Origin of the sequence: uncultured Bacteroides sp., assembly GCF_910586915.1 — a bacterium.
Taxonomy (GTDB): domain Bacteria; phylum Bacteroidota; class Bacteroidia; order Bacteroidales; family Bacteroidaceae; genus Bacteroides.
Window position 1 is genome coordinate 13,711 of the sequence record NZ_CAJULN010000009.1, and the last position, 24,987, is coordinate 38,697.

Sequence of the window (24,987 nt, forward strand, 5' to 3'; positions counted from 1 at the left end):
ATGAACAAACAACTCATTGCCGAACGTTTCGCAAAAGCCGTTGCCACCTATCCGCAGGAAGCCAACGTGCAACGGCAGATAGCAGATAAAATGATTCGCCTGCTTACGGAACATCTGTCCGCTCCCTGTTCGAGAGTCATCGAATTCGGATGCGGCACAGGCCTCTATTCACGTATGCTGTTGCAAGCGCTTCGACCGGAGGAGCTGTTACTCAACGACCTTTGCCCGGAAATGGAACACTGCTGTGAGGACTTATTAAGAAAAGAGCAGGTATCTTTTCTTCCGGGAGATGCGGAAACCGTCTCTTTTCCTGCCGAGAGCACACTGATAACATCCTGTTCGGCCTTGCAATGGTTCGAATCGCCCGAAATGTTTTTCAAGAAGTGCCATGCTTTGCTCAGCAACCAGGGGTATCTCGCTTTCAGTACTTTCGGGAAAAAGAATATGAGAGAGATAAGAGAACTGACCGGAAACGGACTTCCTTACCGTTCGCGGGAGGAACTTACGGCAACCCTGTCAGCGTACTTTGACATTCTACATTCGGAAGAGGAACTTATCTCTCTTCCGTTCGACAATCCGATAAAGGTACTTTATCATTTGAAGCAGACGGGCGTGACCGGCGTATCCGGTCTGTCCTCCCGACAACTGCGGACACGCCGCGACTTGCAGCTATTCAGTGAACGTTATACCAAAGAATTTGCTCAGGGCACTTCCGTGTCACTGACCTATCACCCCATTTATATCATCGCAAAAAAGAAAGAAATATGAAACAGAATGTATATTTCGTAAGCGGCATCGACACCGATGCCGGCAAGAGTTACGCCACCGGATTTTTAGCCCGCGAATGGAACGGGAACGGACTACGGACAATTACTCAAAAGTTTATCCAGACAGGCAATGTCGGCCGGTCGGAAGACATAGAGTTGCACCGGAAACTCATGGGAATCTCTTTTACGGAAGAAGATAAAGAAGGATTGACCATGCCGGAAATATTCTCCTATCCCGCCTCTCCGCATCTCGCTTCCCAACTGGACAACCGTCCCATCGACTTCGGCAAAATCAAACGTGCCACGGAAACACTGAGCGAACGCTACGACCGCGTACTGCTTGAAGGAGCAGGCGGGCTGATGGTACCGCTAACGACCGAACTACTGACCATAGACTACATCGCCCAAGAGAATTACCCGCTTATTTTTGTCACCTCGGGCAAATTGGGCAGCATCAACCACACCCTGCTCAGCCTTGAAGCCATACAAAAACGTGGGATTATGCTGGATACGGTACTTTATAATATGTATCCTACCGTAGAGGACAAAACGATTCAGAATGATACTATGGAGTTCATTCAAAACTGGCTGAAGAAGTATTTCCCCGATACGAAGTTTATCCTGATACCCGAAATAAAATAAATCCGCCGGCCGTATTGACCCAAACGAGACGTTTGTTTGTTATACTCATAACAAATGAACGTCTCACTTTTTTAAAACCCAAACCGCTATGACCTTGATTCTTGCCATCATTCCGGTATTGCTATTAATCGTATTAATGGCTTTTTTCAAAATGCCGGGCGACAAAAGTAGTATCATCTCCTTAATTGCAACGATGCTGATTGCGTTTTTCGGCTTTGCCTTTTCGGTAGATAACTTGTTGTATTCTTTTTTATATGGAGCGTTGAAAGCAGTCTCCCCCATTCTAATCATTATACTAATGGCGATTTTCAGCTACAACGTATTACTGAAAACGAAGAAGATGGAGATTATAAAACAACAGTTCGCTTCCATTTCTACGGATAAGAGCATTCAGGTATTGCTGCTGACTTGGGGATTCGGCGGACTGCTGGAAGCAATGGCAGGATTCGGGACGGCAGTTGCCATTCCGGCAGCAATTCTTATCAGCCTGGGCTTCAGACCGGTATTCTCGGCTACTGTGAGCCTGATAGCCAACAGCGTAGCTACCGCTTTCGGAGCTATCGGAACTCCGGTGCTTGTATTGGCGAAAGAGACAAACTTGGATGTGTTGACTCTTAGCACCAATGTCGTACTGCAATTATCAGTCCTCATGTTCCTTGTTCCGCTTGTATTGCTTTTCCTTACCGACCCCAAACTGAAATCACTCCCCAAAAATCTGTTTTTAGCTCTCTTGGTAGGCAGCGTTTCCTTAATCAGCCAATATCTTGCAGCTAAATATATGGGAGCGGAATCTCCCGCCATCATCGGAAGTATCCTGTCTGTCATCGTCATTGTGCTTTATGGCAAACTGACTGCATCGAAAGAAGAAAAGGCACGAAAAAGTTCGTTGAAGGCAAAAGAGATTCTGAATGCATGGAGCATCTACCTGCTCATTCTTTTTCTCATTATTCTCACCAGTCCGTTATTCCCGGGATTGCGGCACACGCTGGAGAGTAACTGGGTGACAAGCATCAGCCTGTCTATCAATGGTTCTACCGTCAGTTACAGCATTTCATGGCTGACTCATGCAGGAGTATTGCTTTTCGTGGGCACTTTCATCGGCGGACTGATACAGGGAGCTAAAATCAGGGAGTTGTTCGCCGTGCTTTGGGATACCGTCAGACAGTTGAAAAAGACTTTCATCACCGTTGTGTGCCTGGTTGGACTGTCTACCGTCATGGACACTTCGGGAATGATTGCCGTTATTGCCACGGTACTCGCCACGGCTACGGGAAGTTTATATCCGTTGTTTGCACCGGCCATCGGTTGTTTAGGTACGTTTATTACCGGAAGCGACACTTCCTCCAACATCCTTTTCGGCAAACTACAGGCAAGTGTAGCCGGACAAATTCATGTCAATCCCGATTGGCTTTCGGCTGCAAACACGGTAGGAGCCACGGGTGGGAAGATTATCTCTCCACAAAGCATTGCCATCGCTACTTCTGCCGGAAACCAGCAAGGCAAAGAAGGGGAAATTCTGAAAACTGCCATTCCGTATGCATTGGCTTATGTGGCAATTACAGGAATTATCGTCTATATTTTCAGTTAATCTCTCCCCCAAATATATCTTTACCGAATACAGAGGTATTGCCTGCCCGAAAACGTTGCATACACACGCATGAGCCTTATATAAAACTAATCTTTTTCCTGCGATGGCCTGTCGGCTGCCATGCGAATGTCTGTCGGTTTTCTTACTAAAATTTATTCGTCTGACTATAGTGACCGTTTCGTCTGACTATAGTCAGACGAAAGAAACACTACAGTCAGACGCAAGTTCAACTATAGTCAGACGAATAAATTTATGCATCCCGACCGTTAGTCTGTAGGCAACGGAAAATTAAATCGTAGGCAATTCTCCACTAACCGATTGGAGAATGGTAGGTATTTCATTTCAGATATAAAAGGTAAAGAGATGATTCGTTAACCCAACCATTCTATCATATACCAAGTCCTTTTGTTATCACCGGAAGTCCGAAGAATCCTCTTTGCAAAGTCAAGGTTCTTGTACCTCCTGTCCGCGTCTTATTATAGACCGACAAGGAAACATGAACATCTTTCTTCATACCATTTTTAAAAGTCACTTGCAAGTAGTACTCTTTACGCACTCCATCTGCCACGTATCTCCCCCGCCCTACCCGGCGGGTTTTCCTATGTGTCTTTTGAAATTTCCGTTGTACCACCACCTCTTCTTCCTGTGTAGAAGAGGGATCGGCCAGGCAATAGTTACCTATAAGGAACAAGGCATAAGAAAGAGTTCCCACACATAACAAATGGCACAGGAGATTCGCCGTTTTATTATCACAAGTAGTCAGCCATACCCACTTCTTGTAAAAAGGGAAGGTAATACCGGCTATCGTCAGCGCCATTCCAACAGGTATCCACCACGCCGACAATGTTTTTTCATAAAGCATATAACCACCGACACCTGCCAAGAGAATAATAAAGAGCGTCAGTCCGCGAAGTATATTAACGAAAGTCTGTTTCATAATAATGTCAACTTGTATCCGCTTGCAAAGATAAGAAAAAGCAAACCATTGTATCTACATATACAGGCATAAAAAAAGGCTATCTATCCCAGACAGCCAATCTTTGTTGTTAACCTTAAATCTAATACTATGAAAAACACATTGCAAAGATACGGACTTTCCGGTTATCTCCAAATTTTCGAAGCAAAGCAGCGTATCTTATAATATGGTTTAACAAAAGCAATAGACTTGTTAACATTTAACACAAATCGCTCGTTCGTTAACACACGAGCGAGCGAATGATTCGGTGTTATTCATATCGTAAGGAACGGGCAGGTTTGGCGATTATAATCTTCATTGTCTGCACAGCTACCGTCACAAACGAAATAAACAGCATCAGTAATACGGGTACTACAAAGAACCATGCTTTCAGTTCCGTATGGAAAGCATAATGGCTCAACCATGCATCCATGCTGAACCATGCTACGGGAAGGGCAATGGCCACCGCTATCAGAATCAGCACGAAGAACCCTTTGACCAACTCATAAAACAGTGCGAACCGCGCAGCACCCAACACTTTGCGTATTCCCATCTCCTTGACCCGTGTGGAACAGGAGAACATCACCAATACCCAAAGTCCCAGACAGGAAATAAATATTGCCAATGCGGTGAAGGCACCCATCATCACGCCGAATATTTCATCCTGGCGATACTGGCGGTCAAAGAATTGGTCGAGGAAGAAATAATCGAAACTGGTGTCGGCAAAATAGCGGTTCCACACCTCTTGCACTTGCGATACCAGTTCGCGAGGGTCGCCGGCTGTCATTACCACAGAGATATAACGCTGCGGCAACCAGTCAATCTTATCTTTATGAATGAGCATGATGGGCGTATATTTCTTGTTCAACGACTGTTGGTGATAGTCTTTTACCACTCCGATAATCTGCATCGGAGCGTCGGTACATTCGACGGTTACCAACTCTCCTATCGCTTCGTCGTTGGATGCAAATCCCAAGTTGCGTGCAGCCGTTTCGTTAATCACCAATTTGTCCACATCTCCACCATAGTCTTCCGAAAAACTTCTGCCCGCCACCACGTGCATCCCGTAGGCTTCGACGTAATCGGGATCGCAAACTAACATTTCATAGAGCCGGTTTTGCTTCAAAGCATCATTCGTGCGGTGATTGGAAAGGAAAGTAGCCACCTCCTCGCCCGGCACAGCACCGGAAAACGTGACACGCTGCACCAAAGGCAGGCGGTTTATCGCCTTCTTCATTGCTTCCAACCTGACATTCATTCCTTCCGTACGTCCGGGAAATTTAACCACCAATGTCCGGTCGGTCCTTACGCCCAACGACTGGCTGCGCATAAAGTTCAATTGCGCAAAGACAATCAAGGTGATGCAAAGTAATATCATGGACGCGGTATATTGGACGACTACCAACATCCGGCGTGTCCGCTCGCCGGAGGCGCTATGCAGAAATTTTCCCTTCAACAGCGTTATGGGCTTCCGTCCCAACAGGGCTTGTGCAGGATAGTAACCGGAGAGGAACACACCTGCCATGAAAACCAGCAGCAACCATACCCACCTATCATTCACCAGCCAGACAGAAAACATAACGGCACGCCCTACCAACCGGCTGAAAGAGGGCAACACCAATTCGATTAACCCTACGGAGAGAACGAAAGCCATCAGATTCATGACGAACGATTCAAACAAAAACTGATGAATCAACTGCCTGCGGAAAGCTCCTATCACCTGCCGCACTCCCACCTCTTTGGCACGCTCCATCGAACGGGCTACGGTGAGATTTATATAGTTAATCCAGGCAATCGCCAAAATGGCAAACGCAGCGAAAACCAATGCAATCATCGCCGAGCGGTTACCTTTGGTCTCTGCTTCGTATCCGAGTTGCGGCGTCAGGTGCACATCGGTCAAAGGAACCAATGAGACTCCCCACCGTTTGTTTTTCAATGCTTCTTCCGTCTTGTATTTCTCTGCCATCGCAGGAAATTCCCTCTCTATTTCTGCTTTCCGTTCGGGCGATTCGAGCAACACGTATGTATAGGCTTCGTGCTTATACCAGTACTCATGCATATATAGAGGCAGAGATTGATAAGATATCAGAAAACTGTAATGTATATGCGAATTGGAAGGCATCTCTTTCATCACTCCGGTCACTTCGCACGAAACCTTATCGTATGTTCCGGTAAACACGAGTATCTTGCCGAGAGGGTCTTCGTCTTTGAAATACTTACGGGCGATACGTTCGGTGATGACCACCTGCCCCGGCATGGAAAGGCAGGTATTCCTGTCGCCTTTGAGAAGTTCAAAATCGAAAAGGCGGAAAAAGCCCGGATCGGCATAAGCTATCTGATTCTCACGTAAGGTCAGATTGCCGTATTTCACTAACTGTTCCGGTTGCCACAGGGAAGCGATGCGGGTATAGTCTTCGATTCCGGCAAGGTGTTCCTTCATTGCCGAACCGTATCCGAAGGAGCTGCTTGCCCAATAGTCGGTAAGCACCTCTCCTTCGTGGAAAGTACTTTGCACACGGTATATATTGGCGTGCTTTGTGTGCATTTTATCGTAGCTGAACTCAAAAATGACATAAGTAAGAATCAGCAGTGCCGACGCCATACCAATCGCTAAACCGGCTATATTGATAAAACTGAACCGTTTCCGCTTCATCAGGTTCCGCCAGGTGCTATTCCAGTAGTTTCCTATCATACGGTTTCACTTTTAGAGGTCGTGTTCCTGTCCAATGGGCGGTTGATGTTTTCGGCGATGATTTGTCCGTCCAGCAGTTGGATGACCCGATGGGCGTACATGGCATCCCGTTGGGAGTGGGTGACGATGATAATGGTAGTCCCTTGCCGGTTCAGTTGGCTCAGCAGTTCCATTACTTCCACACCGTTTGTCGAGTCGAGATTGCCGGTGGGTTCATCGGCAAAAAGCAGTTTGCAGTCCGTCACTACGGCGCGGGCAATGGCTACGCGCTGTTGCTGCCCGCCGGAGAGTTGTTGGGGGTAATGGTTGGCACGATGTTGCAGATTCACCTTTTCAAGTATCTCCGTTACCTTTTCTTTGCGCTTGCCCGCCTTGACGCCTGTATAGACGAGGGGCAACTCCACGTTCTCATACACGGTCAGCTCGTCGATGAGGTTAAAGCTCTGGAAGATAAAGCCGATGTTGCCCTTCCGGAGAGCGGTGAGCTGGTTCTCGTTCATGGTATCCACTCGTTTTCCTTCAAAGAAATAAGTACCCGAACTGGGTGAATCGAGCGTACCCAAGATATTCAGCAAAGTTGATTTGCCGCATCCCGAAGGCCCCATAATGGCTACAAATTCTCCCTGTTCCACCTGTAAGGTGACTTCGTTCAATGCTTTTGTCTGCACCTCTTCGGTAGTGAAGAGCTTCGTCAGTTTTTCAGTCTTAATCATAATCTATTCTATAGTTGTTTAGTTATTCATATTTCAAAATACGCATCGGTTTCAGGCAGATGATACGCCGTACCTGGCGAAAGACGGTAAGAAACGCAATCAGCATGAGCAACGCGAAAGCCACCGAATATATCCACCACGGCAGCGAAATGTGGAAAGCATAGGTTTGCAGCCAACCGTTCATCAGCACTGCCGATACAGGGATGCCGATGGCAGAGGCAAGTACCGTAAGCATCATCAGTTCTTTCGTCAGAATAAAGAACAAGCTGCTTTTGCCGGCACCGAGCACTTTGCGGATGCCCACCTCCTTCAAGCGCGACAAAGTGGAAAACAGTGTCACAATCCACAAACCGAGACACGCCACAAACACGGCGAGCAACGAAGCACTGACAAATATCCAGCCAAAATTACGGTCGGATTTATACAAGAAAGTATTCAAGTCGCTCAAGAAGAAATAAGAGAACAGCGAGGTCGGGAAGTATTCGCGATACATCTCTTCGATTTCCGCCAATGCACTGTCTCCCTCCTCGCCTGTCAGCCGGATAGAGATGTAAGGAGTGGCGATGAACGGTACGCGTTCTTTCAGGAAGAAGATAATCGGTTTGTAAGCAACGGAAAGCGACTGCTGGTGATAGTTTCTCACGACTCCGATTATCTCGAGAGGGTCATTCACCACCTCCATTTTCACCTGCTGCCCTACGGCAGCTTCGGGCGAGTCGTAGCCCAACAGTCTGACGGCTTCCTCGTTAAGTACTATCCGGTTGAAGTCGCCTCCAAACTCCTCGGAGAATCCCCGTCCGCAAACCATATCAGGCATATAGGCGGAGAGATAATCATAATCGACGGCAAACATCTGTATGAGTTTCACTTGCGAAGGGTCGCTTCCATAAGGACGATTGGTGAAATAGTTGGCTACCTCCACCCCGGGGACAGCTCCCGAAACGGTAACGTGGCTCACGTCTGCCCGCTGCTTCAGACGTCTGGTGAAACTTTCGAGACGCAGCGCCAACCCTTCGGTAAATGAAGGGTACTTAACAACTAACATACGCGAATGGGCTTCGGCAGCATTCTCACGCTGCATATAACGCACCTGCCCAACCACCGTAAACGTGCCGGCAATCAAGACAAACGACGCCGCAAACTGAACCACAATCAGTATCTTTCTTATCCGGTTGCCACGTTTGCCGTGCAACAGTTTTCCCCTCATTATCTCCGACGGACGTATCGTAACCATCAGATAGGAAGGATAAAGCCCCACGACAAATGTACCAACAATCACTATTCCGACCACCATTCCTCCAAAGAGCGGAGACATCAGTATGTCTGCCCCGAAGTTCTGCCCCACCCAGCGATAGACAAAAGGCAACAGGAGTTCCAGCCAGCCGAGAGCTATCAGCGTAGCCAACAGATTCATGAAGCCTGATTCGAGAAGTCCCTGAATAATAATCTGACGGCGCGAAGCACCGAACACCTTGCGCAGCCCGAACTCACGGCCGCGTTCCAGGAAGCGCGCCACGGTCAGGTTCAAAGCGTTTGCCCAACCTATCAGCAGCAGGGCAACTGCCATCACCAACAGGATAAAGACTGCCGTGCGGCTTCCTTTCACCTCTTTTTCGTAGGCTTTTTGCGGCGTAAGGTGAATGTCTTTCAAAGGTATCAGCTCTACTGCCCACTTCTTATGTTTCAAAGCCTCGGTCCTATATTTGTCGGAGATGGCGAGGAAAGCCTCCTCAACCTCTGCGGGCTGCTTACCGGACGCGAGGCGGACGTAGGTATAGACTCCGTGAATGTACCAGATGTCTTGCCGCTCTTTAGGAATCGTACTGTAAGAAAGCAGAAAATCATAATGCAGGTGGGAGCGGACGGGCATATCCGCTATCACGCCGGTGACTTCGAAGTTCTGCTGCGAAGAAGAGGTACTGAAGGTGAGCACCTTGCCTATCGGGTCTTCGCCGTCAAAATAACGGCTTGCCGCACGCTCGGTAAGCACCACCGTATTGGGACGCACCAATTGTCCGGTCTTTTCTCCTTTCAGAATCGGGAAATTAAATATCTCGAAGAAAGCAGGTTCGGCATAGCAGTAATGCTCCTCGGCAAACCTTCTGTCGAAGTAGTTCACCACCTGTTCGCGGTCTTGCGCCGTCACGCGGACATACTTCTCGATACCGGCTATCTCACGCGCCATTGCCGGCGCGTGCCCGTAGGCTGTGGTCGCCCAGTTGTCTGTCAGCGTCTCGCCTTCGTACAGCCGGCTCTCGACACGATATACACATTCACCGGAGTGGAACGAATCGTAGCTCAATTCCGACCATACGTAAAGTATGATAAGCAGTGCCGTTGCAACACATACGGACAATCCCGTTATATTTATCAGCGTCAGGGATTTCTTCACCCGCTGACTACGCATCACTTGTGAAAGGTAATTAATCATCTTACAAAATTATTTCAGTATCAGTTTTTCGTTATCGCCAAATAATTCATAGCCGGACACAATCACCCGGTCGCCTGGTTTCAACCCTTCGGTCACTTCATAGTACTGCGGGTTTTGCCGCCCGATGCGGATGGGGCGGCGGATAGCAAATTTACCACTTTCGTCGACAACATACATCCATCTCCCGCCGCTAATTTGGAAAAATCCGCCTCGCGGCACCAAAATAGCCTGTGCAGGGTCGCCCAACTGAAGGTTGATGTGATAGGTTTGTCCAGCACGTATATTCTCCGGCCGTCCGGCAGTGAACTGCAGGTCGGTGCGAAACTGCCCTTCTTTCACTTCGGGATAGGCTTTGGTCACTTTCAGCCGGTAGGTATTTCCGTCGCGGACAAAATCGGCCGGAAGTCCGGGCAGCACACGTTCCACGTAATGTTCGTCTATCTGCGCCTGTACCTTCAAATCGGAGGTGATAATCTGACCGATGTGTTCGCCTGCCGAGATGGATTGCCCCACCTGCGCATTGAGGTTTCCCACCTGTCCGTCAATCGGCGCTTTGATTTTCAGGTTTTCCAGCCGTTCGCGCACCAACGTAAGGCTACGCTTCATATTCCGGATGTTCTCGTCGAGACTGCTTATCTGACTTTCGCGAAAGATATCCTCCTGCCGGATGCGCTCGTCGATGATGCGGAGTTGCTCTTTGGCTGCTTCGTACTCTTCCTCCGCTTGCAGGAAGTCTTCACGGGCTATCAGTTGTTCTTCCACCAGGCGTTTGTATTGCCCGTAACGGCGTTTCTTCGCAGTGAGTTCCTTGTTCAGCCCGATGCGTTCCTGCCTGAGTTGCAGGCGTACCTGCTCCATGCTGATGCGGGTATTGCGCAATTCGTTCTCCTGGTAGGCAAGGTCTGCTTCGCTTTGCATGATGCCGATATTCAGCAACGGATTGCTGAGACGCAGAATCACGTCGCCGGCCTTTACCACTGCACCTTCTTCTTTGAGGCGTTCTTCCACACGTCCGCCTTCGATGGCGTCCATATAGATGATGCGGTTGGGCGTCACCTCGCCGATGACACGGATGTAGTCATTAAATTCCGCTTGCCGAACGGTGGCAATCGTCAGCCGCTCCTTCTCTACGGTCATGGCAGAGGAGGTATCTCTGAAAACAAGATATAGCACCGTGGCAACGGCAAAGAGTGCGCCACCTATTATATATAGGTGTTTGCGTTTGAAGCCGGAGGTAGGTTCGATGAGTGTATCCATAAAGAGTTTATTAAGTTATATGATTATCTGCTATTTTTCCTTGCCGTATGGCTGGTTTGCAATATATATAGATGCTACTTCCAGCGCATATATGTCCTGTTTCCAGCATCCATATGCGCTGCGTCCAGCATCTATATGTCTTGCACGCAGCGCATATATACGCTGTAACAGGCTGATTATTACGTTGTAATAAGTTCATTTATTACAGAAAAGTTCCTTCGCGGTAATATTTCTCCAGTTTCAGGGTCATTTCCACCTGCAGGCGCACGCGTATCAACTCCGCCCTGGCAGAGATAAACCGGTTGCGTGCTTCCATCAACTGAAAGACGGAGATAAGTCCCTCCTCCCACTTCCGTTCGGACTCTTTGAGCACCCGTGTTTCCGCACTCAACTGCTGCAACGCCTGCTGATGTTCGGCATAACCGGCACGCAAGGAAAGGAGTGTCTGCTCGATGTCGGTGTACAACTGCTGCTTCTCCAACGCCTCTTCCTGTTTGAGACGATGCAGGTTCAGTTTCAGTTTGCGTTGATTCGCCAGCCGTTCGAAACCGCTCAGCAACGGAAAGGAGATACCGAAGCCGACATATCGCCCCATATGTTCGCGCAGTTGGCGGGCAGAGAACAGAGTATGGCTGAAATTGGAACCGACCGTCAGACGGGCATAGAAGGAAGGGGCAAAAGCACCGCCCGCCACGGCATATTCCTTGCGGGCAGCCTGTTGCTTCAAATCCATCAGACGCACGACGGGCATCACCTCCAACGACTGCCCGTAGAGCGTCTCGGCCGACGGACACGGAAGCAACGGAAGCCTGCCTGGGTCGGCAATGGTATCCATAATGACCAATGTATCTCCCTGCGGGAAGTTCACCAACTGTTGCAGATGCAATCCTGCCAACCGGCAACTCTTGGCACGCGACCGGTAACGGTATATATCCCCCTCTCTGCGGGCTTTCACCTCCTGCATATCGGACATGGATTTCAGACCCAATTCCACAAATGCTTCGGTCTGCTTCAGGTAGCGTTCGCTCAGGCGGCTTTGCTCCAAAGCAAGTTGCAACAGTTTTCTCTCCAACAGCAGTTTGTAGTATGCATCCGTCACTTGATAAGCAAGTTCGTTCCGTCGGTTTTTCAATTCCCATTCGGCGTGTTCCCTGTTTATCTTGCGGAAGCGTACCCGATTGATGCGCGAAAAGCCTTCAAACAGAGACAAGGTCATGTCCAGCCCCACGGTTCCTTCTTCAAACGTCTTGTCCGTGTAGCCGTTGGTGTCCGGGTCTATCGAACGCCCGAACCGCTTTCCCGTCTCTGCATGAGCGGTGATGCGGGGAAGGAAATTGCCGATAGCGGCCACATATTCCGTCTGCGCCTCCTTTATACCGATTACACCGCTTTGTATGGAGGGATGTTGCTCCCACGCCAGGCGGATGCATTCGTCCAGGCTCAAGGCAGGCTGGGCAAGTGCTACCGAAGGCCATAGCAAGCATAAAAAGAAAATGTTTCTCATCTTTTATAATATATGTTTGGTGCAGTCAGTAGAGCAAACACAATGCCAAAACAGATAAGCATCTGATTTAAAAGCCAATGGCAAATGAGCGGTTATCGCCGGCGTCCAATTATTGGACGGCACAGTGTGTAATAATTGGACGTTATCCGACAACGATGCCCGCAAACGGCCGTTGTATGGCGTACAAGCCCCGGATAGCTCGAAAACAGAAGCACCGCTACAAGAAATTCCTTTCAAAACGTCTAATTATTGGACACTCGCTTGCAGAGAAAGGCGAAAACGGATATCTTTACCCAAAAACTTTAAGAACGCTATTCCTCCCTGTATGGAAAACGGAACGATTTTAATAGTAGATGACAATAAAAGTGTGCTGGCTTCGCTCGAGCTCTTGTTGGAAAACGAGTTCAGCACCATTCGTATCGCCACCCATCCCAACCAGATATCGACGCTGCTTGCCACCTCTTCCATCGATGTGGTCATTCTTGACATGAATTTCTCGGCAGGTATCAACAACGGCAACGAAGGGCTGTACTGGCTGAAACGTATTCATGAGATGCGCCCTTCGCTTCCCGTGGTGATGCTGACTGCCTATGGGGATGTGGAGCTTGCCGTAAAAGCCTTGAAGAACGGTGCTTCGGACTTCTTGCTCAAACCGTGGGACAACCGGACGCTGGTTCGGAAGATAAAAGAAGCCTTTCAGCCTCAACCGAACAGCAAAGGCACTTCAAAAGCCAAAAAACAACCCGCCGACGCGGGCAACCCTTCTAAAACGGAGATGCTGACAGGACACTCGCCCGCCATGCTGCAACTGATAAAGGTGGTGAACAAGGTAGCCAAAACCGACGCCAACATCCTGATAACCGGAGAGAACGGAACCGGAAAGGAGATGCTGGCAAGGGAGATTCACCGCCTTTCGTCGCGCAACGCCCGCCCGATGCTGAGCATCGATATGGGTGCCATCAGCGAATCTCTTTTTGAAAGCGAGCTTTTCGGGCACGAACGCGGAGCGTTTACGGATGCCTACGAAAGCCGTCCAGGAAAATTCGAGGCTGCCAACGGCAGTTCGCTCTTTATGGACGAAATCGGGAACCTCCCCCTTGCCCTGCAAGCCAAGCTACTGACCGTACTGCAAAACAGAAACATCACCCGCATCGGAAGCAATAAGGTGGTCCCCGTCGATATCCGCCTGATTTCCGCCACCAACAAGGACATTCCGGAAATGGTGAAAGAGGGATTGTTTCGCGAAGACCTGTTCTACCGCATCAACACCATCCATCTGGAAATCCCTCCCTTGCGGGAACGGGGAAACGACATCCTTCTGTTTGCCGAAACCTTTCTCCGCCGTTTCGCTTCCAAGTATCAGCGTCCGGAACTGCGGATGCATGAGCAGACGATGGAGAAGCTGCGCTCTTATCATTGGCCGGGCAACATCCGCGAATTGCAGCACGCCATCGAGAAAGCCGTCATCTTGTGTGAAGGCAGCGTGATACGCCCCAAAGATATTTTGGTCAAACAGACCTGGAAACCGCAAACTACCCATACCGTACCCAACTTGGAGGAGGTGGAAAGGCAAGCCATCGAAACCGCCATCCTGCAAAACAACGGCAATCTGACTGCCGCCGCCGAACAACTGCGAATCAGCCGGCAGACACTCTACAACAAACTGAAACGCTTTAAACCCTGAACCGCATGATATTCAGCCGACACCTCTATTGGATGATATTGCTACACATCGTATTGATTCTTGTCACTTCGGGAACCGGGAGTTGGCTCATCATTTCACAACGCGGATTTGTGATAGGCACACTACTCGTTGTCTGCTCTCTCTTCCAGATAGGCGCACTGGTGGACAAGCTCAACTCTTTCAACCAAAAGCTGCGCATCTTCTTCGATGCCATAGAGGACAAGGACAATATGCTTTACTTTCCCGAACATCACGTCAACAAAGACCAGGAAAGGCTCAACCGTTCGCTCAACCGCATCAATCTCCTGCTTGCCAAAACCCAAGCCGAATATGCCAAGCAGGAACATTTCTACCGCTCGCTCCTGGAAGAGGTACCCAACGGTGTATTGGCGTGGGACTCTACGGGAAAAATAATCCTGGCAAACAGCGCCGCCCACTCTCTCTTAGCGTGCAAGCAACTGACGCACCACGGGCAACTGCAATCGCTCTTGTACGAAAAAGGCAGAAAGGAGCATCTCAGCCTTTCGAAAAGGGATATGAAACTGCAAGAGGAAACTATCACTCTTCTCTCTATCAAGGACATTGGCGACGAGCTAAGCGACAAGGAAAGCGAATCGTGGAACAAGCTGAGCCACGTGCTCACGCATGAAATCATGAATACTATCGCTCCCATCATCTCGCTGTCGCAAACCTTATCCGCCTACCCGGACATCAACGAGAAAGCCATTCGTGGCCTGCGCATCATCCAGGCACAGAGCGAACGCCTGTTGCAATTCACCGAATCGTTCCGCCATCTCTCCTACCTGCCACAACCCGACAAAAAACGCTTCTCGCTCACTGCAACTTTGGAAAATCTGCGTGAACTGCTGTCGGGCGACTTCCAAGCGAACAGCATCGCCTTCTCGCTCACCTGTCTGCCTGAGACGATTTATATGGAAGGAGACGAAAACCAGCTCTCGCAAGTCTTGCTCAACCTGCTGAAAAACTCCATGCAGGCGTTGGAAGGAAAAGAGAACGGAAGCATCCGCATAGACGTGCGACAAAGCGAACGGATAACCATTGACATCGAAGACAACGGCACAGGCATCCCGCCCGAATTGCAAGAAAAAGTATTCATCCCTTTCTACACGACCAAAACGGAGGGTAGCGGCATCGGACTTACCCTCTGCAAACAGATTGTCCGTCTGCACAACGGACATCTCACCATCCACGAAAGCAGCCCGGGCAAAACGGTTTTTCACATTGATATACCGCTATAGACAAACCTTTCCATGCTTTTGTGTGTTATTGCGTAAAGAACTTATCACATCCGAAAAGCATGAAAGAAAAATACTGGAAATATTCGCTCATTGCCATTATCCTGTTAATGGGAGTTATCATCTTCCGGCAAATCACTCCTTTTATGGGAGGATTGTTGGGCGCACTCACCATCTATATCCTCGTACGCGGGCAGATGGAGTATCTGACCGGCAAAAGACATCTGAAACGATACGTCGCTGCCTTGCTGATTATCGCCGAAACCGTCCTTCTCTTCTTAGTTCCCGCAGGACTGACGGTATGGTTGCTCATCGACCTGCTGCAACACATCAATCTCGACCCTCAAACTTTCATCGGGCCTATCCAGCAGGCGGCGGAAGCTATCAAGAACAAGACCGGATACGATGTGTTGGGCAACGACACACTTTCGTACCTCATCTCCTTGACACCGCGTGTCGGACAGCTAATCATGGGTAGCATCAGCAGCCTTGCCGTCAATCTGTTTGTCATGATATTCATCCTGTACTTCATGCTGTTGGGAGGTAAAAAAATGGAAGCGTATGTTGACGACCTGCTCCCCTTCAACGACAAGAACACACAAGAGGTAACGAATGAAATCGCGATGACTGTGCGCTCCAACGCCATTGGTATCCCATTGTTGGCAATCATCCAGGGAGCTGTGGCGATGATAGGTTATCTCATCTTCGGTGCTCCCAATGTATGGATTTTAGGGTTCTTCACCTGCTTTGCCACGATTATCCCGATGGTAGGCACGGCGTTGGTATGGTTTCCGGTATGTGTCTATTTCGCACTGACGGGCAACTGGTTCGGTGCCATCGGCCTGTTTGCATACGGTGCCATTGTCATCTCACAATCCGACAACCTGATACGGTTTATCCTCCAGAAGAAAATGGCCGACATCCATCCGCTCATCACCATCTTCGGTGTTGTTATCGGACTGCCGATTTTCGGATTTATGGGCGTAATCTTCGGCCCGTTGTTGCTTTCTCTGTTCTTTCTCTTTGTGGATATGTTTAAAAAAGAATACTTAGGTTCGCGAAATAAGCTCCTCCCTAAAGAACCGGACTAACAAAAAAATGCGTACTTTTGCAGCGTAAAAAACGACACTGAATTTCAATGGAAGCACTTACATTCAATACTGCCGAACTGATTGCATTATCGATGGCAGGAGTTCTTTTAGTTATCCAACTTATTTACTATTTCGGTTTGTACAACCGGATACACCTGCGTAACAAAACAATACGTAACGAAGAAGCGCATTTCTCGCGCGAACTGCCGCCGGTTTCCGTCATCATCTGTACGCGCAACGAAGCCGACAACCTGCGCAAAGTCCTTCCCGCCATATTGGAACAGGACTATCCGCAGTTTGAAGTAGTCGTCATCAACGATGATTCTACCGACGAGACGGAGGATGTATTGGGACACTTGGAAGAGAAATATCCCAATCTTTATCATAGCTTTACGCCGGACAGTGCCCGCTATATCAGCCACAAGAAATTGGCTCTGACTTTAGGCATCAAAGCCAGCAAATACGACTGGCTGGTGTTTACGGAAACAAACTGCCTTCCTGCCAGCAACCAATGGCTGAGACTGATGGCACGCAACTTCACCCCGCAGACCCAAATCGTATTGGGATACAGCGGATACAACCGCACCAAAGACTGGTTGCACAAACGTGTGGCGTTCGACACGCTGTTCCAGTCGTTGCGATACTTGGGCTTTGCCCTGGCGGGCAAGCCTTATATGGGTATCGGCCGCAATATGGCCTACCGCAAAGAGTTGTTCTTCAAGCAAAAAGGATATTCCAAATACCTGAACCTGCAACGCGGGGAGGACGACTTGTTTGTCAACCAAATGGGAAACAGCAGCAACACCCGTGTAGAAACGGACTTTCATGCATCCATGCGGATACAACCCGTTTACCGTTACAAAGACTGGAAAGAAGAAAAAGTAAGTTATGTAGCCACCTCGCGCTTCTACAACGGGACGCAACGCTATCTGTTAGGTTTTGAAACCTGTTCGCGCTTGTTGCTGTACGTTGCCTGCATCGCAGGTTTTGTGTCGGGTATCCTCAGTTTTCATTGGTTGGCGGCGGGAACGGCACTATTGCTTTGGCTCATTCGCTACACCGTGCAGGCGGTCATTATCAACCGTACTGCCAAAGAGATGGGCGGCAACAGGAAGTATTACTTCTCATTGCCGGTATTCGACATTCTGCAACCGATGCAATCGCTTCATTTCAAGCTATGCCGTCTGTTACGGGGGAAAGGTGAGTTTATGAGAAAATAAGAGAATCCGTTATTCGTATCTCATCGAGGTTGCCGGATTGATTTTGGTAATCAAAAACGAAGGGCCTATCAGCATCAACACGGCAGACAGCAATGTGCCGATATTGATGAGCAGGAAAAGCAGAACATTGAAAGAGACCGGAACGGTATCCACATAATAGTTTTCCGGGTCGAGTTTGAAAAGGCCGAACTGCGACTGAAGAAGGCAGAACGCCAAGCCGATAACATTTCCCCAAAGCATCCCTTTGCCAATCAGGAAAACAGCAAACCAAAGGAAGGTTTTGCGGATGGTGAGGTTGGTAGCTCCCAATGCTTTCAGAATACCAATCATATTCGTGCGTTCGATAATGATAATGAGCAGGCCGGAAATCATGGTAAATCCGGCAACAGCTATCATCAGGAACAGTATCACCCACACATTCATATCCAACAGGCCGAGCCATTCAAATATCTGCGGATTCAACTGTTCGATATGGCGCACATAGTACACCCCTCCAAATTCATCCTGTCTGTTGTCGGTGTCGAGTGCTATTTCATACGTCGTATCTTCGAGCTTATCGTAGTCTTTCACTTGAAGTTCCACGCCGGTCACCTGTTCGGGTTGCCAACCATTGAGGCGGTTCACCAAATAAAGGTCGGTCAGCAGGAAGAGATTATCGTATTCGGAGAAGTTAGTCTGATAGATTCCGGCAATAGTCAGCCGGCGCGCACGGACATTGTCCTGTATGTAATAGGTATAAATCTTATCCCCCAACTTCAACTTCATCTTTGTTGCCAAAGACTTGGAGATAAGTACCCGGTTGCCAGATACCGAATCGCTGAAAGCAGGAGTCTCGCCTTCCAACAGATACTCTTGCATGAAACGAGGGTCGAACTCCGGCCCGACGCCTTTGAGCACCATTCCCTGAAAAGCATCTTCCGTCTTAATCATGCCCGGCTTGGTGGAAAAACGCTGCACATGAGCCACCTCCGGATAATCGGAAAGGGCGGTCATCAGGCTATCTCCTGCTACAATGGGATGGGTCTCATAAGAACTTGCGGCGTCCAAATTGGCAATCTGGATATGCGAGCCGAAGCCTATGACCTTATTCCGTACTTCGCTCTTAAACCCGATAACCACCGCCACGGCAATAATCATCACCGCCAATCCGAGCGCAATACCCGTCATGGCAATGAGGACCGCAGGACGTGAGGCCTGCTTTCCACCATCGCTTTCACGATAAATACGCCGGGCTATGAAAAGTGACAGAGACAAGTTTCCTTCGGTGATTTAGTGATTAATCCACTCTTCCCGGATACGCTTCCAGAGCCTTCTGCAAGACGAACAGCGCACGGGTCAAATCTTCTTTGTTCAGCACGTAAGCGATACGGACTTCATTGACACCCGAACCGGGAGTGGTGTAGAAACCAGAAGCCGGAGCCATGAATACCGTCTGCCCTTCGTATTCGAAATCGGAGAGACACCAGGCGCAGAACTTGTCCGAATCATCCACCGGAAGTTTCGCCACGGTGTAGAAGGCGCCCATCGGAATGGGAGAATAGACGCCCGGGATACGGTTCAATCCGTCAATGAGGCACTTACGGCGTTCCACATATTCGTCATACGTCTCGCGCGAATACTCTTCGGGGGCGTCCAACGAGGCTTCGGCAGCAATCTGTCCAATCAAAGGAGGGCTCAGACGTGCCTGGCAGAACTTCATCACTGCATCGCGAATCTCTTTGTTTTTCGTAATCAGCGCGCCGATACGGATACCGCATTCCGAGTAACGCTTGGATACGGAGTCAATCAGCACCACATTGTTCTCAATACCTTCCAAATGGCAGGCGGAGATATAGGGAGAACCGGTGTAGATAAACTCGCGATACACTTCGTCGGAAAAGAGGAACAAATCATATTTCTTTACCAAGTCGCGAATCTGATTCATCTCGCGGCGGGTGTACAAGTATCCCGTCGGGTTGTTGGGGTTGCAAATCAGAATGGCTTTGGTGCGTTCGTTTATCAGTTCTTCGAACTTCTCCACTTTCGGCAACGAGAAGCCCTCTTCGATGGTAGTGGCAATGGTGCGTATCTTTGCTCCGGCCGAGATGGCAAACGCCATGTAGTTGGCATACGCCGGCTCCGGAACAATAATCTCGTCGCCCGGATTGAGACAGGAGAGGAAGGAGAACAGTACCGCTTCCGAACCGCCTGCCGTAATGATGATATCGTCGGCCGTAAGGTTAATATTGTACTTTGCATAATATCCCACTAACTTCTCGCGATAGCTACGGTAGCCTGCACTGGGACTGTATTCCAGCACTTTGCGGTCGATGTTGCGTATCGCGTCAATCGCGGCCTGAGGGGTGGGCAGGTCGGGCTGTCCGATGTTCAGGTGAAACACGTGTACTCCGCGTTGCTTGGCGGCATCCGCCAAAGGAGCCAGTTTTCTGATAGGAGATGCAGGCATCTCGTTTCCGCGAATGGATATAGTTGGCATAATTTTAACTACAAATTACTTAATTAGTATTTACTTTATCTGCTTGAATGTGCAAATGTACGCAATAATTTGAATACAGAGACATAAAAACTTTAAAAACCTTAGCAAGGTTAAATTCGTTACGGTAATATGAAAAGAAAACGATACATTTGTTGTGCATAACTTAAAACAATATCACAATGACCGTACACCTTATCTCCTTTGCATCATTCCTTCATAAACAAGCCACGATGCGCAGTTCGCACGAAGCGGTTTTAAGCGAGCTCGAAAAATATTATACCGTCCACTTGGTCGATTATCGGGATATGGACAAGCTGACAAGCGATGATTTCAAAATTATCTTTATCGCCACCGGCGGAGTGGAAAAGTTGGTCGTCCAACAATTCGAAAAACTCCCCCGTCCTGCCATTCTGTTGGCAGACGGGATGCAGAACTCTCTGGCCGCCGCTCTGGAGATATCGACATGGCTGCGCAGCAAGGGGATGAAAAGTGAGATACTTCACGGCGAATTGCCGTCCATCATACAGCGTGTACATACGCTTTATCACAATTACCAGGCACAACGTTCCCTGTTCGGCAAGCGCATCGGGGTCATCGGTGCTCCTTCGTCGTGGTTGGTTGCTAGCAATGTTGACTATCTGTTGGCGAAACGGCGCTGGGGCATCGACTACCTTGACATTCCGTTGGAACGGGTCTACGAGCATTTCCACCGAATCGCGGACAACGAAGTGGGTGCTTCGTGTGCCGCAGTCGCTTCGCAAGCCCTTGCCTGCCGCGAGGGAACGCCCGAAGATATCATCAAATCCATGCGACTGTACCGGGCAATCAAGAAGGTATGCGAAGAGGAGCAGTTGGAAGCACTCACCCTAAGCTGTTTCAAACTGATTGAACAAATCGACACTACCGGCTGCCTGGCGTTGTCTCTTCTGAACGACGACGGAATCATAGCCGGATGCGAAGGCGACCTCCAATCGGTATTCACCCTGCTTGCCGTAAAAGCATTGACCGGAAAGGGCGGATTCATGGCAAACCCTTCGATGATTAACACGCGCACCAACGAACTTGTCTTAGCACACTGCACCGTGGGGCTCAAACAAACGGACAGGTATGTGATACGCAACCACTTTGAAACAGAAAAGAGCATCGCCATCCAGGGAATGCTCCCGACGGGAGACGTGACCATCGTCAAGTGCGGCGGCGAATGTCTGGACGAATATTATTTATCGACGGGAACGCTCTCCGAAAATACAAATTACATCAATATGTGCCGCACACAAGTGCGTGTCCGCATGAATACTCCGGCCGAATATTTCCTGAAGAATCCGTTGGGCAATCATCACATCCTCGTGCAAGGAAACTACGAAGATGCATTGCACGAGTTTTTTCAGGCAAACGCCTGTAAACGGACTGAATGATGTATTGTGACATTTTTGTATGATTCTTAGTTATAAGGGGGAAAAACAACCTGTTTTTAAGATAAGTTTGCAAAAAAGAGCGGGATGTTTTCACCTTTTTCCGGAAGAGAACTGCACTTTCAAGTTTATAAATGGACAAGTACAAGTGCAATTACACTTGTCCATTCAGTCAGTTATACAGGTGCATTTGGATAACTCATTGGGATGATTTGCCTAACAGATAAGGAAGAAATGACTAACAGATTAGGAAGAAGTCATTAAATCTTACGGTTGTTTTCGCCCAATCGACAGCAAGATATGGAGTCATGTTACATATTATCTTTATAAATAAAGCATATTCAAACAAAAAAGTTATATTTGCAACCTAATCAACAGATACCGAATGAAAAAGCAACTACTATTATTTCTCTTTATCACGTGCTGTACAGTCCGCGCGCAACAATCATTCAGCGATTCAATAGCACTGCTTAAGAACAATTATATAAAGGCCACTTTGGGAGAGGATGAAGGAAAGAAGGCTCTTCTCAAACAACTTGCAACCATCCCCCGCGAACAGGAAGTGTCCGACCAGAATGTAATCGAGTTGCAACAGCTATATCCCATCTCCTCTCAGGAAATCAAGCATCTCACAAAGGCGCTTTGTGCAGACGGTTCGTGGAGAGATATCAATTACAAAGACACCAAACGTTCCGGCTGGGAACCCAAAATCCATGCGGAACGAATCTTGAAACTGACCAAGTATTATCACCAACAACAGCAACAACTGAAACCCGCCCAGCGCTCCCGACTGACCGACGCCATCCACCGGGCAATGTATTTTTGGTTCAAACAGGAACCGGTATGCCTCAACTGGTGGTACAACCAAATCGGGATACCACGCACACTTGGACCGGCTTTCTTACTCTTCGAAGGGGAAATGAACGAAGTGGAAAAGCAGGCAGCCGTAAAAGTAATGAAGAAGTCGGCTTTCGGAATGACCGGACAGAATAAAGTATGGTTGGCAGGCAATGTACTTATCAGAGCCTTGCTGCAAAACGACTGGAGACTGGCGAAAGAAGCACGAAACGTTATCACCTCCGAAATACTGCTCGGACAAAAGGAAGGAATCAAGGCCGACTGGAGTTTCCACCAACATGGGGCGCAACAACAATTCGGCAATTACGGATTGTCCTATCTATGCAATATGAGTTTCTATGCAGAGATGTTTGCCGGCACTTCCCTTGCTTTTTCCAACGAGCATCAGCAAATACTCACCTCACTCCTGCTCGACGGCTATCAATGGATTATCTGGAAGGGGTATTGGGATGTAAACGGGCTAAACAGGCAACTATTCCGGAATGCGGATATCGACAAAGGATTCAGATTGTTTTTTGCAGCATATTCACTCATGAAAAGTTGCGGACCGGAAACTGCCGGGAAAATAGGTAAAATGCTCAACCGGAATTCCATCTCTTCACAAAGTTCCAATGCATTTGTCGGTAACAAGCATTTCTGGGAGTCGGATTATACCATTCACCGTACTCCGCGATGGATGGCTTCCGTACGGATGGCTTCCGAACGGGTCATCGGTACGGAACTGGTGAACGAAGATAACCTGAAAGGATATTACATGGCCGACGGCGCATTGTACACTTATGTCCGTGGAGACGAATACCACAACATTTTTCCTTTTTGGGATTGGAGAAAAATCCCCGGAATTACTACCTATGAAAGCAATGTGCCCATCCCAAGTCCCAACAAAACCGATTCACGTAACCACAGTTACCACGTCGGCGGAGCCACGTATCAGCATACGGGTATCACCGCCATGCAACTGAAACGCAATAAGCTGAAAGCCAACAAAGCGTGGATATTTACCGATGATTATGTATTGTGCATGGGGAGCGACATCCATGCTGACAGCGCAGCTACCGTCACTACATCCATCGACCAACGGTTTCATAAAGGCAAGGTATGGTCTTCCGGCAACAAACGGTTCTTCCACGACAACACTGGATACATCATACTGCAAGCAGACACCTGCATCGCTCTGACCGAACGTAAAGAGGGGCAATGGAAAGACTTCATGGGAATGTATAAACCGGCAATCCTAAAAAACAAATTATTCTCCATTTATCTGAAACACCGTAAAGACGTTCCTGCGTCTTACGTCTATCTGATACTGCCGGGCGCTACACAGGAGGAGGTACGCAACTTCGACCCTCGCTCCATCCGTATTCTACGCAACGACGAAGAAGCCCAGGCGGTGGTTATTAATGATTTATGTTATGCAACGGTTTATCATCCCACCGATATAGCAGTGGAGGGCCGCCGCCCGATAACGATACGGGAACCGGGAACTTATATCATTCACACGGAAAAGGGGGAGTTCGTTGCCCGGAAACCTTTCATCGGCAAAGAATAAGCAAAAATTACAATTCCGACATAACAGCTCTCTCTTCCCACCTTCCGCCGTGCCACTCCGCTACCGACGTGAAGCCTGCTTTCTTCAAAGCCGCCAAGCCTTCGCGACGGGCATTATTGATTCTTTCGGGATAGTGGGCGTCACTGTTCACCTGCACGCGGACGCCTAACTCTTTCAGCAAAGTGAAATAACGTTCATTGGGATAGAACGTGCCTAATTCGTGATAAGCCTTCGTATTGATTTCGACAATATATCCACGGCGGGCTATCGCCGCGAAATAATCGCGGACCAAAGCGTCGTACCACGGTTCGTCCAGCAATCCGGGACGGTAACAGGAAGCATTGTAATGCATCTTGTCCGCATGACCGACAATATCGAATCCGCCCAATTCGACCATGCGAAGCAGGCTCTTGTAATAAAGACGGACAACGGAATTCAAATCGCCGCCGAAATGCTTGTCTACCAACCCACGGAAAGTATCTGCCGAAGTATCGATATCCACGACAGTCCCTTCCGGAGAATAGAGCATATGCACGGAACCTATCCGGTAATCGAGCGGCAACTCCCGGAAACGGGGTGAAGCGGGATTGCTCTCTTCGTTCAGATAATCGATTTCAAGACCGATGGCAAGCTCTATCTTATCCGCGTATTTCTCTTTGAGGCGGGCGAATTCGGCAAGATAATCTTCCATCCTGTCCCACTCCATTGTCCATGCAGTAGCAAACGGCAACGGGGCATGGGAAGAGATACCATAGGAAGTAAAGCCTTCGTTGATAGCAAAACGGATAAAATCTTCCATGTTGGCACGCCCGTCGCAATAGAGGCAGTGGCTATGATAGTTGGTAAGGTTTGTCATCATATCAAGGTTTTGCAATCGGAGTTCTTTGGATGA

Annotated in this window: 18 protein-coding genes; 9 read left to right on the forward strand and 9 right to left on the reverse strand. The window is 48.8% G+C overall.

Features of this window, described 5'->3' with window-relative positions; genetic code table 11:
• The 3 genes from bioC (at nucleotide 1) to QZ331_RS05405 (ending at nucleotide 2,997) form a co-directional block, all read left to right on the forward strand.
• On the forward strand, nucleotides 1–768 hold the full coding sequence (gene bioC / locus QZ331_RS05395) for a malonyl-ACP O-methyltransferase BioC (protein WP_294628731.1): 768 nt from the start codon (nucleotides 1–3) through the stop codon (nucleotides 766–768).
• Entirely contained in the window at nucleotides 765–1,409 is a 645-nt protein-coding gene (bioD, locus tag QZ331_RS05400) for a dethiobiotin synthase (protein WP_294628733.1), read from the forward strand. Before bioC ends, bioD begins: the two co-directional genes overlap by 4 nt.
• An 88-nt stretch (nucleotides 1,410–1,497) precedes the next feature.
• Nucleotides 1,498–2,997 carry an L-lactate permease gene (locus QZ331_RS05405; protein WP_294628735.1) on the forward strand — a complete coding sequence of 500 codons (1,500 nt, stop codon included), beginning with the start codon at nucleotides 1,498–1,500 and terminating at the stop codon, nucleotides 2,995–2,997.
• Nucleotides 2,998–3,385: 388 nt separating this feature from the next.
• On the opposite strand, the gene QZ331_RS05410 is transcribed toward QZ331_RS05405, so the two are convergent.
• The 6 genes from QZ331_RS05410 to QZ331_RS05435 form a co-directional block, all read right to left on the reverse strand.
• A complete protein-coding gene (locus tag QZ331_RS05410) occupies nucleotides 3,386–3,934 on the reverse strand; it encodes a hypothetical protein (RefSeq protein WP_294628736.1) in 549 nt (182 codons plus the stop codon).
• A gap of 289 nt (nucleotides 3,935–4,223) precedes the next feature.
• A complete protein-coding gene (locus tag QZ331_RS05415) occupies nucleotides 4,224–6,644 on the reverse strand; it encodes an ABC transporter permease (protein ID WP_294628738.1) in 2,421 nt (806 codons plus the stop codon).
• On the reverse strand, nucleotides 6,641–7,357 hold the full coding sequence (locus QZ331_RS05420; protein ID WP_294628740.1) for an ABC transporter ATP-binding protein: 717 nt from the start codon (nucleotides 7,355–7,357) through the stop codon (nucleotides 6,641–6,643). The genes QZ331_RS05415 and QZ331_RS05420 overlap by 4 nt, the downstream gene beginning before the upstream one ends.
• A gap of 22 nt (nucleotides 7,358–7,379) precedes the next feature.
• Complete coding sequence (locus tag QZ331_RS05425; RefSeq protein WP_294628850.1) at nucleotides 7,380–9,785, reverse strand: ABC transporter permease; 2,406 nt, start codon at nucleotides 9,783–9,785, stop codon at nucleotides 7,380–7,382.
• A 12-nt stretch (nucleotides 9,786–9,797) separates the two neighbouring features.
• On the reverse strand, nucleotides 9,798–11,045 hold the full coding sequence (locus tag QZ331_RS05430; protein WP_294628742.1) for an efflux RND transporter periplasmic adaptor subunit: 1,248 nt from the start codon (nucleotides 11,043–11,045) through the stop codon (nucleotides 9,798–9,800).
• Nucleotides 11,046–11,247: 202 nt separating this feature from the next.
• Entirely contained in the window at nucleotides 11,248–12,549 is a 1,302-nt protein-coding gene (locus tag QZ331_RS05435) for a TolC family protein (protein WP_294628744.1), read from the reverse strand.
• 325 nt (nucleotides 12,550–12,874) lie between these two features.
• Between QZ331_RS05435 and QZ331_RS05440 the strand changes: the two genes are divergently transcribed.
• The 4 genes from QZ331_RS05440 to QZ331_RS05455 are packed head-to-tail and all read left to right on the forward strand — an operon-like array spanning nucleotide 12,875 to nucleotide 17,800.
• Nucleotides 12,875–14,233 (forward strand): sigma-54 dependent transcriptional regulator, encoded by a 1,359-nt coding sequence (locus tag QZ331_RS05440; RefSeq protein WP_294628746.1) that lies wholly within the window; start codon nucleotides 12,875–12,877, stop codon nucleotides 14,231–14,233.
• Nucleotides 14,234–14,238: 5 nt separating this feature from the next.
• Complete coding sequence (locus tag QZ331_RS05445) at nucleotides 14,239–15,492, forward strand: ATP-binding protein (RefSeq protein ID WP_294628748.1); 1,254 nt, start codon at nucleotides 14,239–14,241, stop codon at nucleotides 15,490–15,492.
• 59 nt (nucleotides 15,493–15,551) lie between these two features.
• On the forward strand, nucleotides 15,552–16,580 hold the full coding sequence (locus QZ331_RS05450) for an AI-2E family transporter (protein WP_294628749.1): 1,029 nt from the start codon (nucleotides 15,552–15,554) through the stop codon (nucleotides 16,578–16,580).
• Nucleotides 16,581–16,627: 47 nt separating this feature from the next.
• The gene (locus tag QZ331_RS05455) at nucleotides 16,628–17,800 is read left to right on the forward strand and encodes a glycosyltransferase (RefSeq protein WP_294628750.1); all 1,173 of its coding nucleotides are present in this window, start codon (nucleotides 16,628–16,630) and stop codon (nucleotides 17,798–17,800) included.
• A gap of 9 nt (nucleotides 17,801–17,809) precedes the next feature.
• Here the strand turns inward: QZ331_RS05455 and QZ331_RS05460 are convergent, their stop codons facing one another.
• Entirely contained in the window at nucleotides 17,810–19,054 is a 1,245-nt protein-coding gene (locus tag QZ331_RS05460) for an ABC transporter permease (RefSeq protein WP_294628752.1), read from the reverse strand.
• Between the two features lie 22 nt (nucleotides 19,055–19,076).
• Entirely contained in the window at nucleotides 19,077–20,276 is a 1,200-nt protein-coding gene (locus tag QZ331_RS05465; protein ID WP_294628754.1) for a pyridoxal phosphate-dependent aminotransferase, read from the reverse strand.
• A 179-nt stretch (nucleotides 20,277–20,455) separates the two neighbouring features.
• Here QZ331_RS05465 and QZ331_RS05470 point away from each other — a divergent pair, with 179 nt between their 5' ends.
• Together QZ331_RS05470 and QZ331_RS05475 are read left to right on the forward strand one after the other, a co-directional pair.
• A complete protein-coding gene (locus QZ331_RS05470) occupies nucleotides 20,456–21,691 on the forward strand; it encodes a fucose isomerase (RefSeq protein WP_294628756.1) in 1,236 nt (411 codons plus the stop codon).
• Between the two features lie 382 nt (nucleotides 21,692–22,073).
• On the forward strand, nucleotides 22,074–24,095 hold the full coding sequence (locus QZ331_RS05475; protein WP_294628758.1) for a polysaccharide lyase family 8 super-sandwich domain-containing protein: 2,022 nt from the start codon (nucleotides 22,074–22,076) through the stop codon (nucleotides 24,093–24,095).
• Between the two features lie 7 nt (nucleotides 24,096–24,102).
• Here the strand turns inward: QZ331_RS05475 and QZ331_RS05480 are convergent, their stop codons facing one another.
• Nucleotides 24,103–24,951, reverse strand: coding sequence for a histidinol-phosphatase (locus QZ331_RS05480; protein ID WP_294628851.1), 849 nt, complete (start codon nucleotides 24,949–24,951; stop codon nucleotides 24,103–24,105).
• Between the last annotated feature and the right edge of the window lie 36 nt (nucleotides 24,952–24,987).